General features: G+C 29.9%; 15 protein-coding genes. 6 read left to right on the top strand and 9 right to left on the bottom strand.

Translation table 11 applies throughout. From position 1 onward, the window contains the following. Window positions 1-213: 213 nt before the first annotated feature. Together nifJ and Q3304_RS12245 are read left to right on the top strand one after the other, a co-directional pair. Complete coding sequence (gene nifJ, locus Q3304_RS12250) at window positions 214-3,753, top strand: pyruvate:ferredoxin (flavodoxin) oxidoreductase (RefSeq protein WP_407813658.1); 3,540 nt, start codon at window positions 214-216, stop codon at window positions 3,751-3,753. A 300-nt stretch (window positions 3,754-4,053) separates the two neighbouring features. Beyond that, entirely contained in the window at window positions 4,054-4,152 is a 99-nt protein-coding gene (locus Q3304_RS12245; protein WP_407813698.1) for a hypothetical protein, read from the top strand. Window positions 4,153-4,395: 243 nt separating this feature from the next. Here Q3304_RS12245 and Q3304_RS12240 read toward each other — a convergent pair whose 3' ends face one another. From Q3304_RS12240 to Q3304_RS12215, 6 genes are all read right to left on the bottom strand, one after another. Continuing rightward, complete coding sequence (locus tag Q3304_RS12240; RefSeq protein ID WP_407813660.1) at window positions 4,396-5,292, bottom strand: CAP domain-containing protein; 897 nt, start codon at window positions 5,290-5,292, stop codon at window positions 4,396-4,398. Window positions 5,293-5,699: 407 nt separating this feature from the next. Beyond that, window positions 5,700-7,034: a GntP family permease gene (locus Q3304_RS12235; protein ID WP_407813662.1), complete on the bottom strand. Its 1,335-nt coding sequence runs from the start codon at window positions 7,032-7,034 to the stop codon at window positions 5,700-5,702. Window positions 7,035-7,097: 63 nt separating this feature from the next. Continuing rightward, window positions 7,098-7,874, bottom strand: coding sequence for a 3-hydroxybutyrate dehydrogenase (locus tag Q3304_RS12230; protein ID WP_407813664.1), 777 nt, complete (start codon window positions 7,872-7,874; stop codon window positions 7,098-7,100). Window positions 7,875-7,962: 88 nt separating this feature from the next. After that, complete coding sequence (locus Q3304_RS12225) at window positions 7,963-8,628, bottom strand: 3-oxoacid CoA-transferase subunit B (protein WP_407813666.1); 666 nt, start codon at window positions 8,626-8,628, stop codon at window positions 7,963-7,965. After that, on the bottom strand, window positions 8,628-9,284 hold the full coding sequence (locus tag Q3304_RS12220) for a CoA transferase subunit A (RefSeq protein WP_054271243.1): 657 nt from the start codon (window positions 9,282-9,284) through the stop codon (window positions 8,628-8,630). Before Q3304_RS12220 ends, Q3304_RS12225 begins: the two co-directional genes overlap by 1 nt. Before the next feature lie 8 nt (window positions 9,285-9,292). Further along, entirely contained in the window at window positions 9,293-9,499 is a 207-nt protein-coding gene (locus Q3304_RS12215) for a hypothetical protein (protein WP_407815433.1), read from the bottom strand. A 329-nt stretch (window positions 9,500-9,828) separates the two neighbouring features. Between Q3304_RS12215 and Q3304_RS12210 the strand changes: the two genes are divergently transcribed. Next, on the top strand, window positions 9,829-10,731 hold the full coding sequence (locus Q3304_RS12210) for a LysR family transcriptional regulator (RefSeq protein ID WP_054271242.1): 903 nt from the start codon (window positions 9,829-9,831) through the stop codon (window positions 10,729-10,731). 222 nt (window positions 10,732-10,953) lie between these two features. On the opposite strand, the gene Q3304_RS12205 is transcribed toward Q3304_RS12210, so the two are convergent. The 3 genes from Q3304_RS12205 to Q3304_RS12195 form a co-directional block, all read right to left on the bottom strand. Then, window positions 10,954-11,766 (bottom strand): ABC transporter permease, encoded by an 813-nt coding sequence (locus Q3304_RS12205; RefSeq protein ID WP_054277290.1) that lies wholly within the window; start codon window positions 11,764-11,766, stop codon window positions 10,954-10,956. Window positions 11,767-11,768: 2 nt separating this feature from the next. Next, entirely contained in the window at window positions 11,769-12,728 is a 960-nt protein-coding gene (locus Q3304_RS12200) for an ABC transporter permease (protein ID WP_054277289.1), read from the bottom strand. A 134-nt stretch (window positions 12,729-12,862) separates the two neighbouring features. Then, window positions 12,863-14,431, bottom strand: a complete 1,569-nt coding sequence (locus Q3304_RS12195) for an ABC transporter substrate-binding protein (protein WP_074178518.1) — start codon at window positions 14,429-14,431, stop codon at window positions 12,863-12,865. 218 nt (window positions 14,432-14,649) lie between these two features. Between Q3304_RS12195 and Q3304_RS12190 the strand changes: the two genes are divergently transcribed. The 3 genes from Q3304_RS12190 to Q3304_RS12180 all read left to right on the top strand — a co-directional run bounded on the left by Q3304_RS12190 (window position 14,650) and on the right by Q3304_RS12180 (window position 18,789). Beyond that, complete coding sequence (locus Q3304_RS12190) at window positions 14,650-15,627, top strand: ABC transporter ATP-binding protein (protein ID WP_407813668.1); 978 nt, start codon at window positions 14,650-14,652, stop codon at window positions 15,625-15,627. After that, window positions 15,628-16,599, top strand: coding sequence for a dipeptide ABC transporter ATP-binding protein (locus Q3304_RS12185; protein WP_167639633.1), 972 nt, complete (start codon window positions 15,628-15,630; stop codon window positions 16,597-16,599). Between the two features lie 147 nt (window positions 16,600-16,746). Then, window positions 16,747-18,789 (top strand): cation:proton antiporter, encoded by a 2,043-nt coding sequence (locus Q3304_RS12180; protein WP_407813670.1) that lies wholly within the window; start codon window positions 16,747-16,749, stop codon window positions 18,787-18,789. Window positions 18,790-19,000 lie beyond the last annotated feature (211 nt).

Genomic DNA, 19,000 nt, shown 5'->3' with positions numbered 1-19,000 from the left:
ACATATTTAATTTAAAAAAAAATCTACTTAAATATGTAATTAATTTACAATTTTCAAAGGAATTTTATCTAATCTGTAGTATTATATTAGAAGATAGAGTATTTGCGCGACTATATGTGTGTTTATATTTTTGTTGTGTAAATTATATGTAAATATAAAAAATAGACTTGTTATAAACAAGTACAATTGTAGCTATCAAGGAGGATACATATTATGGCTAAGTTTATGAAAACACTTGATGGAAATACAGCTGCAGCTCACGTTGCCTATGCGTTTACAGATGTAGCAGCTATATATCCAATCACACCATCTTCAACTATGGCTGAAGTAGTTGATGAGTGGGCATCACAAGGAAGAAAAAATGTATTTGGACAAGAAGTTAATGTTGTTGAAATGCAGTCAGAAGCAGGAGCAGCAGGAGCATTCCATGGTTCTTTACAAGGAGGAGCTTTAACTTCTACTTTTACAGCATCTCAAGGTTTATTATTAATGATACCAAACATGTATAAAGTTGCAGGTGAGTTATTACCAGGAGTATTCCATGTAAGTGCTCGTGCTTTAGCATCTCAAGCTTTATCAATATTTGGGGATCATCAAGACGTTATGGCTGCTAGACAAACTGGATGTGTATTATTAGCTTCTGGTTCAGTTCAAGAAGTAGCTGATATAGCACCAGTTGCACATTTAGCTGCAATAGAAGGTAGATTACCATTTATACATTTCTTTGATGGATTCAGAACTTCACATGAAATCCAAAAAGTTGAATTATTAGAAAACGAAGATTACGCAAGTTTATTAAATTTTGAAGCAGTTCAAGCATTTAGAGATAATGCATTATCTCCAAATCATCCAGTTACTCGTGGTACTGCTCAAAATCCAGATATATATTTCCAAACTAGAGAAGCTTCTAACAAATACTATCAAAATATAGTAGGTATAGTTGAAAAATACATGGAAAAAATGAGTAATTTAACAGGTAGAAAACATAGTTTATTTGATTATTATGGAGCAGAAGATGCTAAGTATGTATTAATAGCTATGGGTTCTGTAACAGAGACAATAGAAGAAACTATAGATTACTTAAATGCTAAAGGAGAAAAATACGGTTTAGTTAAAGTTCATTTATATAGACCATTCTCAATGAAACATTTCTTAGATGCTATGCCATCTACTGTTGAAAGAATATGTGTGCTTGATAGAACTAAAGAGCCAGGTGCAACTGGTGAGCCATTATACTTAGATGTACGTGATGTATTCTATGGAAAAGAAAATGCTCCTATGATAATAGGTGGAAGATATGGATTAGGTTCAAAAGACACTACTCCTTCAGATATAAAAACTGTTTTTGATAACTTAGTTTCAGAACAACCTAAGAATGGATTTACAGTAGGTATAGTTGATGATGTAACTAATACTTCTTTAGCTCCTGCTGAGCCAATTAAAATAGCTTCTAAAGGAACTATAAGATGTAAGTTCTGGGGATTAGGTTCTGATGGTACTGTTGGAGCTAATAAACAAGCTATAAAAATAATCGGTGACCACACTGAAAAATATGCTCAAGCTTACTTTGATTATGACTCTAAAAAATCTGGTGGTATAACTATGTCTCACTTAAGATTTGGTGATACTCCAATAAGAGCAACTTATTTAATAGATGAAGCTGACTATATTGCCTGTCATAAACAATCATATGTTTATCAATATGATTTATTAAAAGGTCTTAAAAAAGGTGGTACATTTGTACTTAACACTATATGGGACCAAGCTGGAATTGAAGAAAACTTACCAGCTCATATGAAACAATATATAGCTAAAAATGATATAAAATTCTATACAGTTAATGCTGTTAAACTAGGACAAGAAATAGGTCTTGGAAATAGAATAAACATGATAATGCAATCTGCATTCTTTAAATTAGCTGAAATAATACCAGAAGAAGATGCTGTTAAATACTTAAAAGATTCTATAGTTAAAGCTTATGGTAAAAAAGGTGAAAAAATAGTTAACATGAACTATGCTGCTGTTGATGCAGGAATAAATGCTTTAGTTAAAGTTGAAGTTCCAGCTGCTTGGACAAATGCTGTTGATGCAGATAAAGAAGAAGTAAAAGAGCCAGAATTTATAAGAAATATATTAAGACCAATGACTGCACAAGAAGGAAATAACTTACCAGTAAGTACATTCAATGGTATAGAAGATGGAACATTCCCTTGTGGTACTTCAGCTTACGAAAAACGTGGTATAGCTGTTGATGTTCCTGAATGGATAACAGATAACTGTATCCAATGTAACCAATGTTCTTTTATATGTCCTCATGCATGTATAAGACCAGTATTAGTTACTGAAGAAGAATTAGCTAATGCTCCAAAAGGATTTGAAACTAAAAAAGCATTAGGTAAAGGATTAGAAGGATTAAAATATAGAATTCAAGTTAGTCCACTTGATTGTACAGGATGTGGAAACTGTGCTGACATATGTCCAGCTAAAGAAAAAGCTTTAGTTATGAAGCCAATAGATACTCAACTTGATACAGAGTTAGATAACTGGGCATTTGCAGTAGATACTGAAAAAGTGGCTCCAAAAGTAGATGTTATGCCTGCAAATACTGTTAAAGGAAGTCAATTTAGACAACCATTAATGGAATTCTCAGGAGCATGTGCTGGATGTGGAGAAACTGCATACATCAAGTTAGTTACACAATTATATGGAGATAGAATGATGATAGCTAATGCTACTGGATGTTCTTCTATATGGGGAGCTTCTGCACCATCAACTCCTTATACTTGTAACCATGAAGGTAAAGGTCCATCTTGGGCAAACTCTTTATTTGAAGACAATGCTGAATACGGATTTGGTATGTACACAGCTGTTAAACAAATAAGAGCAAAAATAGTAGATGCTATGACAGAATTAGTTTCTATGGATATCTGTGAAGATGCTAAAGCAGTATTTACAGAATGGTTAAATTCTAGAAATGATGGAGAAGCTTCTAAAGTAGCAAGTGCTAAAGTTGTTGAATTATTAGCAAAACCATCTTGTGATTGTACAGATGCAAAAGCTAAAGAATTAGTAAAAGCTATAGAAGATAGAAAAGATTATCTAGTTAAGAGATCTCAATGGATACTAGGTGGAGATGGTTGGGCATATGACATCGGTTACGGTGGCTTAGACCATGTTCTTGCATCTGGTGAAAATGTAAATGTACTTGTATTTGATACAGAAGTATATTCAAATACAGGAGGTCAAGCTTCTAAAGCTACTCCAGCTGCTGCTATGGCTAAGTTTGCTGCAGCAGGTAAGCAATCTAGAAAGAAAGATTTAGGAATGATGGCTATGACTTACGGAAACGTATATGTAGCTCAAGTTGCTATGGGTGCTGATAAAAACCAATTTATCAAAGCTGTTCTAGAAGCTGAAAAACATGATGGACCATCTTTAATAATAGCTTATGCTCCATGTATAAACCACGGATTAAAAGAAGGTATGGGAAGAACTGTAGCTAATGAAGCACAAGCTGTTGCTTGCGGATACTGGCATTTATACAGATTCAATCCAGAAGTAAAAGCTGAAGGTAAAAACCCATTCACTTTAGACTCTAAAGAACCAACAGCAAGCTTCAGAGATTTCATACTTGCACAAGTAAGATACTCTGCTATAGCTAAGCAATTCCCAGAGCAAGCTGAAGGATTATTTACTAAAGCTGAAGCTGATGCTAAAGAAAGATATGAAGGATATAAAAAATTAGCTGAATAATATTAAAATGTTATAAGCTTATGTAAAATATAGATTTGATAAAAAGAGGCTGTCTTGAAATAGAGATAAGCCTCTTTTTTATTGTTGAAATGATAAAAATATATTTGATTTCATACAAAAAAGAGTGCCTCATGAACTAAAAAGTTAATTTGATACACCTCCTTTTCAATTCTCATATCCCCAATATTTTTCGACCAATGGTCAGATTTTCTTTATTGTATCATGTTTTCGACCAGTGGTCACTTTTTGAGCCTATGTTATAATACAATATGAAGGGAATGAGTATGTGGATAAGAAGGAATTGAAGAAGGTATATTCAAGTGTGAATATACTTTAGAAGTTTCAGAAATAGTTTTATCTGTTTTCACGTTTTTACTTGACCCAGATATTTTCACTTGAGATAAAAAAGAAAGAAATCGTAAATTAAAAGCATTAAGTTTAATTTTAGAAAGAATTTTAATGGCACCTAAAGGGCGTTTTGATTTTTTTACGAATGATTTTTGAAGTACATATTAGTAAATGATGTTTATACTGTATTTATTTGTATTTAATAGTTTTGAATATAGATACAAAAGAGTATCTCATTTGTGATTTTATTTAATCATTTAGAGATACTCTTTTGATATATGGGAAAAGAGTATTTTATCCTACAAAGATTTGTGTCCAATAAAGTGAACCACCACTTTTTTGTGCTACTCCAACACCTATTTTACTAAAATTTGGATTTAGTATATTTTTTCTGTGACCTTCAGAATTCATCCACGCATTTACAACTTCTTTTGGAGTTTTTTGACCCATAGCTATATTTTCACCAGCTGTTTTATAGCTTATCCCAAACTTTTTCAACATATCGAATGGAGAACCATAAGTTGGAGAATTGTGTGAAAAATAATTGTTATCAATCATATCTTGAGACTTCTTAGTAGCAACATTTGATACAGAAGAATCAAGAGTAAGAGGATTTAATCCAGCTTTAGATCTTTCTATATTTACTAAATCAACGACTTCTTTTTGGTAAGCTGAAAAATCTCCATTTGTAGAACCTGAATTATTATTATCTTCAGGCTTATTAGATTCTGAGTTGTTGTTATCCTCAGGTTTATTAGTAGAGCCTGAATTATTATCTTCAGGTTTGTTAGATTCTGAGTTATTATTGTCTTCAGGTTTATCAGTAGAGCCTGAGTTATTATCATCTTCAGGTTTATTAGTAGAGCCTGAGTTATTATTGTCTTCAGGTTTATTAGTAGAGCCTGAATTATTATTGTCCTCAGGTTTATTAGTGTTATTGCAATTCTTGTCATTATGGTTCTTATCTTTACAAGAATTATCTTTATCAGGTTTAAGCTCTGGTTTTACAGAACAATTTGGTTTTGCTGAAAATTTGTATTTAGTATTACTGTATACTAAACTTTTGTTACTTAGATTTACATTGTTTTCAAGCGATGAAGCACTTGCAGTAACAGCACTAGATGCTGTAGCTAAGGTTAACACTCCCAATGCTAACATAGTTTTTAATTTTGTTGGTATATTTTTTTTCATTATAAACACCTCTCAATCTAAAAATTCTAAAAATGTTACTAATTTGTAACCTTTAGTGTAGGGGGTACCCGTGCATTTATACTAACATAAGAATAAGCATTTTTTCACTGTAAAGATATGTAAAAAGAGTATACATGGAATAAACAGGCATATTTAAGAAAGTTTAATAATTTGTCTCATAAAGCTACATAGTATGAAATCACTAGCTTTGAGAAAAATATATTTTTATAATGATTTTATGATGTAAATTTATGGTTACGAAAAAAAAATTATATAGCTATTGAAATTTATTTAATATACATTTTAATGCAAATAGTAAATTTTCATTATTGAAATCTTTGAAAAATAAGAAAGTCATCTGTTCCAATAGATGACTTTTTATATGGTAAATTATAATATACTTTAGTTTAATACATCAGTAATCCTAACGTAATTACGATAATTTCTGCTATTAATGAACCAACTGCAACTACAATGAAAGTTTCTTTAAATCCGGCTTTATGTGTTAACTTAGATAAACTTAAGAATGTAAGAAAAACACCACTTTGTGGAACTATAGTAAGTATATTTGAAGCTATTGTAGCAACACGATGAATTAATTCTGGATTCAGACCAGTGCTTAAATAATAATTTGCGAAGTTTGGCATTACTATTCCTAATGCACCAGAAGATGAACCTGTTATTGCTGACATTGTTGAAGTTAATACAGTAAGACTTATAAGTGGACTACCTGGTATTGACATAATAAGTTTGCTGAATACATTAAAACCTGGTGCAGTCATTATTACTGCTCCAAATGCAACAGCAGAAGATGTTGCAAATATAGGTCCAATAGAACCACTAGCTCCTATACTCAATGTCTGTATTTTGGATGATAAAAATTTACGGAATAAAAATGCAGATAAAAGGATTGCAACTATTAAAGCTATGTAAATTACATTTTTTTTCAGAAATTCTGAACCAAAAGTACTTCCTAATATTGCTATAATTACAAGTGCTAATAGAGGAAAGATGCTTGCAAAAAATCCTGGTAATTCTCTATCTAGAGATTCTTCTTCTGATTCTGAAGTATAAGTTGCATACGTTTCACCCTTTTTAATACTTTTATTCAGAGCATATTTCATGTAGATAAGACCAAACACAGCACAACCTATACTGCCTGCAATACTTGGTATAATAGCTGCAGTAAGAGAAGTATTTAGATATTGAATAGGAATAACATTTTGAATGGCTGGTGTCCCAGGAATCATAGTCATTGTAATTGTAGCAATTCCAAGCCAAAGAGGAATTTGAATAAGATTCCAAGAAATATCAAGTTTTTTAAATAGAGTTCTTGCAAGTGGAATGACTGCAAACATAACTACAAACAGACTTATACCACCATATGTCAATATAAAGCTTACTATAAATATCGCAACTAAAACTCTATAAGGATATTTAGAGCCAAACTTGTTTAAGATAAAATCTGCTATAGATACAGTGGCTCCACTTTCCTCCATAAATTTAGCAAGTATTGAGCCTAATAAAAATATTGCAAAATAGCTCATTATATAATTGCCAAGTGCTCCCATGTAATTATTTTTGCCAGCACCTAGCATTGATGTTACAACATCCATTTTATTTAAGAGAACAACTATTAAGGTTGCTATTGGAGCAGCTATAGTTATATGAATTTCTTTAACTGAAAAATATATAATAGCTATTATACCAATAATTATACCAATTGGTGCTATAATACTCATAAACATTCCTCCTTATTAGAGGGACTTGAAGAACAGTTTCTTCAAGTCCTAAATATAAAATAACTACTGTGCAGTATATCCTCCATCTAGTATGCACGCTTGTCCTGTAATTCCTTTAGCTTTATCACTTGCTAAGAACATAGCATAATCTGCAATTTCTTGAACATCTAATAGACGTTTTTGTGGCACAAGTGGATATAAAGCTTCTTCTAATACATTTTCTAATGGGATGTTACGAGTTTTTGAAAGGTCATTAAACTGACCTCTAACAAGTGGAGTATCCACATATCCAGGGCATAAAGCATTAACTGTTATACCAGAATCAGCAGCTTCAAGGGCAGCAACCTTTGTTAATCCTATAAGTCCATGTTTTGCTGAGTTATAAGCAGCCTTACCAGCAAATCCTATTACACCATTGATTGAAGCCATATTTATTATACGACCAAATCCTTGTTTTTTCATTATAGGGAATACTTTTTTAGTAGCTATAAAAGGTGCTGTTAGCATTATTTTTATCATAAATTCAAATTTATCAGTTGGGAAATCTTCTATCATAGAAACATGTTGAAGTCCAGCATTGTTTATTAATATATCTAATTTACCGTACTTTTCAACAGTTTTGTCTATAGCATGGTTAATTTCTTCTTCTTTAGTTACATCACACTTTACATTCATGCAATCATAGCCTTCTTTTTTTAGCTCTGTTGTAACTTTGTCTAAAGCTTCTTGATTTATGTCAGAGAACATTACTTTAGCACCATTTTTTAAGAATGATTCAGCAATTTGTTTACCTATTCCACTTGCAGCTCCTGTTACGAATACAACTTTGTCTTTAACCATTTTCATTTCCTCCAATTTTATTTTATTTTCATATTAATATTTTGAATAATATAAATTTACATCTAATACATTTGTATTTTTAATCACTTTAAATAGCTGATATGTTTCCATTTAATGAGTCTGATAATATTAAAGGTGCTTCAGTAGCAGAAATAACATCATCCAAAGTGAAAGCAGGATTTATTTCTTTAAGTAAAATTCCATCTGGTGTTACTTCCATAACGCCCATTTCGGTAACTATCAAATCTACAGCATTAGTTGCAGTAAGTGGAAGAGTACAATTATTTAATATTTTTGCAGAACCTTTTGAAGTATGTTCCATTGCTACAATGACTTTCTTAGCACCAGTTACTAAATCCATAGCTCCACCCATACCTGGAACCATCTTGCCTGGAATCATATAGTTTGCTATGTTGCCACATTTATCAACTTGAAGTGCACCAAGAACTGTTATATCTACATGACCACCTCTGATTATTCCAAAAGAGGTAGCGCTATCAAAGAAACACCCTCCAGGAAGTATCGTAACTGGTTGACCTCCAGCATTTACAATGGTTTCATCACTTAGATTTACATCTTCAGCTACTCCTAAACCTAGAAAACCATTCTCAGATTGCAAGATAACGTTTACATCATCTGGAATGTAATTTGCTACTTTAGTTGGTAGGCCTATACCAAGGTTTACAACAGTTCCATCTTTTAATTCTTTAGAAACTCTATTTGCAATATATTCTTGTATTTCTAATTTATCCATTATAAATTACCTCCTTCAATGATGTAATTCACAAAAATACCTGGTGTAGTAACTTCATTTGGGTTAATATCACCAATTTCAACGATTTCATCTACTTCAACTATTGTAATCTTGGCAGCCGAAGCCATTAAATTATTAAAATTGTTCATAGAACCTTTATAAACTAGATTACCTGCTTTATCAGCCTTTGATGCAAAGAGAAGAGCAATATCTGCATGGATTGGTTTTTCAAGAAGGTATTCTTTATCATCTATGACAATTTTTTGTTTTCCTTCTTCAACAAGAGTACCAATCCCAGTAGGTGTTAATATACCTCCCAAACCATAACCAGCTGCACGTATTTGTTCAGCAAGAGTTCCTTGAGGAACCAATTCGACATCTGTTTCATTATTATTCATTTGTCTACCAGTTTCTTTATTTAATCCTATATGAGAAGCAATTATCTTTTTGAATTGCTTATTCACAACCATTTTTCCAACACCTTTGTCAATAAAGCCAGTATCATTACAAATTAGTGTTAAATCTTTTATATTTTTATTACACAAATAATCAATCAAATTTTCTGGTGAACCATTAGCCATGAATCCACCTACCATTATTGTATCTCCATCTTTTACATGAGATAGAGCTTCATTGATGTTAACTATTTTATTCATATTTCCTCCTATCGTGAAACTACCATTGATATTCCTTGGCCACCACTGATACAAAGTGTTGCAAGACTAGTCTCAGTTTTACGTTTTTGTATTTCATAAATTAGCGTAACGAGTATTCTAGCGACATTTGACTCTATTGGATGTCCTAATGCTATTGCACCACTATTAACATTTAATTTTGATGAATCTATTTGAAGTTCATGTCGAGTAGTTATCTTTCTTGAATGATAATTAAAAATTTTCTGAATAAAAAAATTATAATAAAGTACTTTTAATACAAGCTTGCTTTTAAGTATTTCAATTATTTTTATCCTTAATGCTTTAGGTTTTCCTGTTTCTAATTATAGATTACGGCGAAAAAAGCGTTTTGTCTAAGTCTAATTTTTTATATAGTGTATAAGAAAAATTTATAGGATAGAAATTTCTGCCATGTTTAGAAAAATATTTTGTTAAAATATTAATGAAATTATGTTGATTTTCCTATAGAATATTACTATAAGAAAAAATATAATCTAAACTATATTTTTAAGAAAGGGGGTTTAAAATGGATATAAAACAGTTAAAATATTTTGTTGAGATAGTAAAATCTGGTTTTAATCTATCAATAGCATCTAAGACACTTCACATATCTCAACCAGCGTTAAGTCAAATCATAAAAAATTTTGAAGAGAGTGAAGATGTATACTTATTTGAGAGGTACAAAGGCAGGTTAAATGGCTTAACACCAGCAGGAGAGAGATTTTATGTAAATGCAGAACATATTATAAATGAATACAAAAACATGATGGAAGATTTAAGGGAAGATTCAGTTCAATTTAAAGGTAAAGTTAGAATAGGAATACCACCACTTATACTTGGAATAGCCTTTTCAGATGTAGTTGCACAGTTAGTTGCAAACAATCCAGATATAGAATTTGATATAGTAGAGAAGGGAGCATATGATTTAAGCAGAATGCTTATATTACAAGAATTAGATTATGCGGTATTATTACATCCACATAAAATCGATAAAAGTGTAGTGACTGAACATGTACTTCAAGAAGATGAGCTTACAGCTTTTTTAAATGTAAATCATCCACTTGCTAAAAAAAATAAGATAGACTGGAACGATTTGAATGAGCAGTTACTTGCAATATTTAATCCTGCTTTTATGATACATCATAAGCTAATGCAAAAATTTACTGATGAAAATGTTAAGTTAAAAAGATATATAATGTCTGGTTCATGGGATTTTCTATTGTTATCAACTACAAACTCTGATTTTATAACCATTCTACCGTCACCAGTCCATGATTTCTTTGAGAATAGTAAAATTATAGAAAGACCATTTAATCATCCTATTACATGGAAAGTTGTATTATGCAGACCTAAGAAAGAACGTTATAGTCATGTAGATGAACATGTATTTAAATTTATTATAGATTTTTTTAGTAAAAAAAATTCGTGAGAATGTTATTAAAATAACAATAAAAAGCAAACAAATTTTAAAAAATTACAATAAACTATTAGTTTTTTATTTATATATTTAATAGACAATAATAGGTTTTACATATCAGAATAAATTAGTATTGAAAATTATAATATACAAAATATATTTTCTAAAAATAAAAAATAAAAACAGTGAGTATCTGTAGATAGTCATTGTTTTTATTTTTCTATATAAAAGTTATTAAGTATTACTAGAAAATTTTTTACTTATTATAGTCAAGCTCATAACTGTTAAAAATATAAGTAGACCTGGAAATACAGCTAAATATAACTTATCAAAAATATGTCTTTGAGCATCTTGAAGCATATTACCCCATGATGCAAGAGGTAATTGTATTCCAAGACCTAAAAAACTAAGAGCGGATTCAGTTAAGATAGCATTAGCAATATTTAATGAGCCTGCAACTACAATAGTTTCTTTTAAGTTTAAAACTATGTGTCTTAATAGTATATTTCTAGTTTTAATACCTGTAGCTTTAGCAGCTATACAGTATTCATTTTCCTTTATTTTTAATGTTTCTCCACGGACGATTCTTGAGACTTCCATCCAACTTAAAAATCCAATAATTAGTATAATAGTGGAAACTTTAGGTGTCAAATAAGTATTTAACACAATCAAAACTAAGAAGCTAGGGATACTCATAAGCATATCTACTATTCTCATTAAGAATTGGTCCAACTTACCTCCAATATATCCACTAATAACACCTACAGCAGTACCAAATACTATAGAAATAACCATGGATAAAATACCAACACTAAGTGAAATTCTTCCACCATAAAGAGCTCTAGAGAAATAATCCCTCCCAAGTTCATCTGTACCAAAAATATGCTTTAAACTAGGTTCTTGAAGTTTGGAAGTAGTGTCAATTGCATTAGAGTCTATATTTAATATAAAAGAAGCTATGATTAATATGATTATTATACTAAGAGTAATGCATGCAAAAGCAAAGGATTTGTCTTTTTTTAATTCTTTTAGAATATTTGTAAACATAATCAGAAGCCTCCTTTACTAGATTTAATTTTAGGGTCAATTAATAGATATAATATATCAGCTACTAAATTTCCTAAAATTAAAAAGAGTGCTGATAACATAGTTATTGCCATAATTATGGTATAATCTCTTGAAAAAATTGAATCAATCATTAATCTACCCATACCTGGCCAAGAGAAAACTACTTCTGTAACAAATGCACCAGTAACTAATTTTTGTATACTCATACCAAGAATTGTAACTAATGATGTCAGTGAATTTTTCAAGACATGTTTGAAGAGTATGATTTTTTCTGATAATCCTTTTGCTCTTGCTGTAACAACATACTGTTTTTTTAATTGTTCACTTACACTAGCTTCTACATAATTTGTGAAAATAGCTGTATTATATAAACCTAAAGTTATTACAGGTAGAATTAAATGTTTTACTAAATCTCCAAAACTATCATTTCCAATAGTATGCATACCTCCTGATGGAAAAATATTAAACTTAACTGAAAAAATTGAGATGAGTATCATGCCTATCCAAAATGAAGGAATAGAAACACCTATATAATTAAAAATAGATGATATTTTACTAGTTATTGAATTTTTATTTACAGCTAAAAATATTCCGAGAGGTATAGCTACTAATATTGAAAATATTAAAGAAGTTCCCATAAGAATAAATGTATTTCCCATCTTTTCCATAATTTGTTCTGTAACAGGCATATGGTTTATATAAGAAATACCTAGATTTCCACTTAAAGTGTTTTTTAACCAACTTAAGTATCTTATGTATACTGGTTTATCAAGTCCCATGTTAACTCTTATATTTTCAATATCTTGTGCAGACATTAAAGGATTTATATAAGCATCTGCTGGGTCACCAGGAGCTAATTCTAAAAGCCCAAATGATAATATAGATATTAAGATTAACATAGGTATTAAAACTTTTACTCTATTTAATATTAATTTCAACATAAATGAATTCTCCTAATTAAAGGAGATGTCTCGTTTTAGAATAATAAAACAATGCAATGGACACTAAGTTCAAAGTTGCCATATTATTTTTAGACATCTCCCTTTTTAATTAATAATATAAAATTTTACATAAATTATTCTACATATAGTTTAGACCAGTCTTCAAATAATATTGCAGGAGATGGTTTAGCATCTTCTATTCCTTTTAAACTTTTTTGAGCTGCCATTAAATTCTGTTCATAATCTATAGTATAAATAGGTGCATCTTTAGATATATCCTGTTGTATTTGTTTGTATATTTCTTTACGTTTTTCTTTGTCTAATTCAGTAAATCCTTTTTCCCATAAAGCATCTATTTCAGTATTAGAATATTTAGTTTGGTTACAATATTGACCAGTTTCAAACATACCTCTATATGGATTTGGCTCTAATCCCCAAGCATATCCATTTACATACATATCACATTCAGTACCATTGCTAAATAATATATTGAAGAAAGCTTTACTTTCATAAGGAACTATTTCAGCTTCTATACCAATTTTTTTCAACTCTTGTTGAGCTACTAAAGCATAGTTTTTATGTCCAAATCTGCCTGTGTTATAACCTATTTTTAATTTATCAATTTTAACACCACTCTTAGCTAATAGGTCTTTAGCTTTATTTGTATCTTGCTTATATTCTTCAACACCTTCTTCAGTGTAGAAGTCTGCTTCTGGAACTAATATAGATTTAGCAGGTACAGAACCCTCTTTTCCATATGCTGATTCTATCATTTCATTTCTATTCAAAGCATATGATAATGCTTGTCTTACTTCTTTATTAGCCATATTTGCTATATTTTGGTTAAATACAATATAATTTAATCTTTCTTCACTGTAAGTGTAAGTCTGTAAGTTTGAATTTGATTTTGCTTTTTCATATCCTTCAGCAGATGTCTTCATAAGTGAAATTTCACCATTATTTAAAGCTGCTTCTTGAGATGCTTCATTAGGTATTATTTTTAATGCTATAGAGTCTGCTTTAGGTTCTCCACCGAAATAATCTGCATTTTTTTCAAATACTATGCTTTCACCTTTTTTCCATTCTTTAAACTTGAATGCCCCAGAACCAACTGGATTATTGTTTTTTTCTGACTTAGCTATATTTGATTCTCCTTCAAAGATGTGTTTAGGTATTGGAGCTATTTTAGATATACCATACAAGAAAGATTCACTTGCAGTTGGTAAGGTAATCTTAACAGTTAAATCATCAACTTTCTCTACTTTAACTGGTTTTTCGCCTATCAATAAGTATTGTCTTGATGGTGAATTTTGTTTTTCATCTAAAACTGTATTAAATGTGAATAAGACATCTTCAGCAGTTATTGGTTTCCCATCATGCCATTTTAAATCAGATTTTAATTTTATAGTTAATTCTTTACTATCTTTAAAATCTACTTTTTCTGCTAGATAATTTACTAAATTTCCTTTTTCATAAGTATAAAGAGGAGCATAAACTATATTTGACGCAAGAGAATCTTCTTTAACATTTGCAAAAGCTCCATTGATTATGTCAGGGTCACTTGCCATAGGGATTACAACAGTTCCACCAGATTTACTTTCTCCTCCTCCACTAGACTTGTCTTTATCATTAGAACTACAAGCTGTGAATGTAAACATTAATGCCGAAACTAAGATTAATGATGCCAATTTTTTAAATTTCATATTCTTATAAAACCTCCATAAAATAATATTTGACGCATATTTTTCATTTTATAATAAGAATCATTATTAAATCAACACATATAGAAATTAACTATCATACTGTTTTAATTGATAGAAAAAAAGAATAAAATGTAATAAAATGTTGTAATTTAAAATTTTATAAAATACAATCAAAAAGTGTATGTTATTTTAAGCAATTTCACTGAGAGGAGAAAATAATGAATAAAACACTAATTGAGGTTAGAGACTTAAAGGTCTATTTTCATACAGATAAAGGCATTGTAAAGAGTGTAAATGGAGTAAGTTTTAATATAAATGAAGGTGAAACTATTGGAATAGTTGGAGAATCAGGATGTGGTAAATCTGTAACAGCTATGTCTTTGATGAAGCTACTTCCAACATCAAAAATAGAAGGTGGAGAAATAATATTTCAAGGTAAAGACATTTTAAAGATGAATGAAAATGAACTTATGGGAATAAGAGGCAATGAGATATCGATGATTTTTCAAGAGCCAATGATATCTTTAAATCCAGCATTTACTGTGGGAAATCAAATTATTGAAGGAATTATGTTGCATCAAGATTTATCAAAAGAAGAGGCTAAAAAAAAGGTAATAGATATGATAAAGCTAGTAGAAATACCAAGAGCTGAAGAAATATATAATTCATATCCACACGAGTTATCTGGTGGTATGAGACAAAGAATAATGATAGCTATGGCTTTATCCTGTAATCCAAAATTACTTATAGCTGATGAACCAACAACAGCTTTAGATGTTACTATTCAAGCTCAAGTTCTAGATATAATGAAAAATATAAAAGAAAAATTAAACACATCTATAATGATGATTACCCATGATTTGGGGGTAGTTGCAGAAATGTGTGATAAAGTAATAGTAATGTATGCGGGCAAAGTTATAGAAGTAGCAGATGTTGTTGAATTATTTAAAAATCCAAAACACCCTTACACTATTGGACTTTTAAAGTCAAAGCCTATTATTGGAGAAAACAAAGAAAAAAGATTGTATTCAATTCCAGGACAAGTACCAAACCCAATTGGAATACCAGATTCATGTTACTTTAGTGATAGATGTGAAAAAGTATGTGATAAGTGTAGGACTCAGATACCTCCTTTAATAGAATTGAATAGTGGTCATAGTATTGCATGTTGGTTATATAAACAGGAGGAGATATAAATGAAAAAAGAAGAAAGTTTATTAAAAGTAGAAGGGCTTAAAAAGTACTTTGAAGTTAAATCTGGATTGTTTAATAAGGAAGTCAAATATGTAAAGGCAGTTGATGGAGTCTCTTTTGATTTGAAAAAGGGAGAAACTTTGGCTATAGTTGGAGAATCAGGATGTGGAAAATCAACTGCTGGAAGAACAATTCTTAGATTAATTGAAAAAACTGAAGGAAAAGTTGAATTTAATGGTATAGATATATATAAGTTAGAGAAGGAAGAACTTAGAAGATTAAGACCAAAAATGCAAATGATATTTCAAGACCCATATAGCTCATTAAACCCAAGATTAAATGTAGAGCAAATAATATCTGAGGCAGTTATAGAACATAATTTAGTACCAAAAAATGAAATAAAAGATAATATATTAAATGTTGTAGAGAATTGTGGTCTTTCTAAGTATCATTTAAACAGGAAACCAGGCGAGTTTTCTGGAGGTCAAAGACAGAGAATCGGTATAGCAAGGGCATTAGCATTAAATCCAGAATTTATAGTTTGTGATGAACCTGTTTCTGCATTAGATGTTTCTATTCAGTCTCAAATTATAAATTTACTTATGGATTTACAAGATAAATATAAACTTTCATATTTGTTTATATCTCATGATTTAAGTGTAGTAAATCATATTGCACATAGAGTATGTGTCATGTATCTAGGTTCTATAATAGAGATTGCAACGAAAGAAGAACTTTACTTGCATTCTCAACATCCATACACAAAAGCACTTATGAGTGCAGTACCAATACAAGACCCTACAATTAAGAAAAATAGAATTATATTAAAAGGGGATATACCATCTCCAACAAACCCACCAAGTGGATGTAAGTTTCATACAAGATGCCCTTATTGTAAAGAAGTATGTAAAATAGAAGTTCCAGTTTTAAAAGAAATATCAAAGAATCATTTTGTCGCATGTCATCTAGTATAGATATTTTCAAAATTAAATCTGAGATATATAATAAGAATAATAGGATAAATTGAAAATTTTTTGATGCTAAAATTATATACTATTAATATTAAGTTAGTTGATATATAAGTTTAATCTATAATGTAATTATTGAAAAGAGGGGTAGACGTGTCAATTTTAGTAACATTGTTAGGGTTATTGGTTTGCACAACAATTTCAACTGTACTTAGTAAAAAGTGGAACAGTATTCCTCTTGCAATATATCAAATTGTATTAGGAGTTATATTGTCTATTTTGCCATTTAAATTTTCATTTTCATTTAACCCAGAAATATTTGTAATATGTATAATAGCTCCATTATTATTTAGTGAAGGTCAAAATGTATCGAGAAAAGAGCTGTTAGAACTTAGAAAGCCTATTTTACTTCTTGCATTTGGTCTAGTTTTGACAACAGTATTTGCAGGTGGAATCTTTATACATTTTCTTATTCCTGAGATGCCTCTGTCAGTTTCATTTGCTCTAGCAGCAGTAATATCTCCAACTGATTTAGTGGCAGTAAAATCAATCACACAAGGATTAGATTTCCCTAAAAATATGATGAGTATACTTGAAGGTGAATCTCTATTAAATGATGCTGCTGGAGTAGTAGCATTTAAAGTTGCAGTGCTTGCAACAGTTACAGGAGCATTTTCAATAAAAGAAGCAGGGATTCAATTTATAATTACTGCTTTTGGAGGAATAATATTAGGATGCCTTTTAGGATATATAATTATAAAAATAAGACTTAGTTTACATAAGTGGAATCTGGAAGAAATTCCAATGGTAATAGTTATACAAATAATGACTCCACTTTTTGTGTATTTTGTGGCAGAAGAAGTAGGGGTATCTGGAATTCTAGCTGTTGTAATGGCAGGGATAGCCCATGGAATTGAAAAAGAGCATTTACAAAATACAACTACTAAACTAAGAATAATATCAGACAATACATGGTATGTTTTAGAGTATGTATTGAATGGATTTGTATTTACATTGCTTGGTTTTTTATTACCAAGCATATATATAGGTCTTAGCACTAAAAATGAAAATATGGCATTGAAATTGACTTTTATTGCTGTTTTAATTGTATTTATTTTATTTGTAATAAGATTTATATGTGTATATTTATGGCATGATTCTTTTATAAAAACTAAAAAGAATCCATTAAATAATTTCTTTATAGGATTTTTAGGTTTTAAGAATGAAGAAGTTGTAAAAGAAAGTATTTCTAGATGTAAATACTCATTAATAGTTGCTACTTGTGGTGTTCATGGTACCTTTACACTAGCAACTGCATTATCCATACCATTTTATTTAGCTAATAAAGATATATTTCCGATGAGAGATACTGTTTTATTTATATCATCAGAAGTTATTCTTATAAGTTTAATATTGGCTACAATTTTATTGCCAAGATTATTAAAAAATAATATACAAGAATCAGAACATTTACTATATGATAAAGAGGCATATCAATTAATTTTGAAAGAAGCTATTTTAAAACTTAGTAATGAAAAGGCACAAGAAGTACAACCAGTTATACATGATTTAAATGAACAGTTGGTAGACTCTGAAAAGGGAATATTAAATACTCCAGATAACAAACTTATAAGTATGATGATTGCACAAGCAGACCATCAAGGTTTGTTGGCTGTTCAAAAACTATTAGAAGATGGAAAAATTTCTGATAGAGCTTTTAAATTGTATAGGTTTTATATTACAAAATCAAGAAAATCTATTCAGAAGTCTATATTTAAGATTGCAAGGCTAAAAATAAGTATGTGGATTATAGATAGAAAAGTAAAACTAGAAGTAAAAGAAAAAATCACAAAAATAATATCCGAAAATAAAGAAATAATTAAAGAATTTCACCATGCATATGCACTTTCTACTAAAACTGCTATATCTTTTATAAATGGAAATACTGATGAAAACAACAGACATGAGTCCATAATAGTAATCAGATTTTATAATCGTTACTTGAATTGGCTGACTAGAAAGATTCAAAATGATGATAAGTTTGAAGCAAAAGTAGAATACTACAGGTTAATGGCAATCCAAAGTGAAAGAGATAGTGTTCAACAATTAGTTGAAACTAAACAAATATCAAGAGAAGTCGCTAAGGAGTTATTGGAGAATATTCTTTATGATGAGATGATGATGATAGAATCATAAAAACAATGCGATATAGTGTGTGTTATTTGATATTAAAATTAATGTTAAAAAATAGGAAATAGTTTTCAATAATTTGCTTGACAGATATATTTATTTATAATAGAATAAAACCATAAATTGAATACAATATTTATTAGCATTAACAAATTGGATTGTTACTGGAAAGCAGGCAATACCTAAGTTAAGATATACAGGTGAATTGTATCTTAAT

Source organism: Clostridioides sp. GD02377 (assembly GCF_045899875.1).
Classification (GTDB): domain Bacteria; phylum Bacillota; class Clostridia; order Peptostreptococcales; family Peptostreptococcaceae; genus Clostridioides; species Clostridioides difficile_A.
This window is presented reverse-complemented; position numbering and strand designations above follow the sequence as displayed.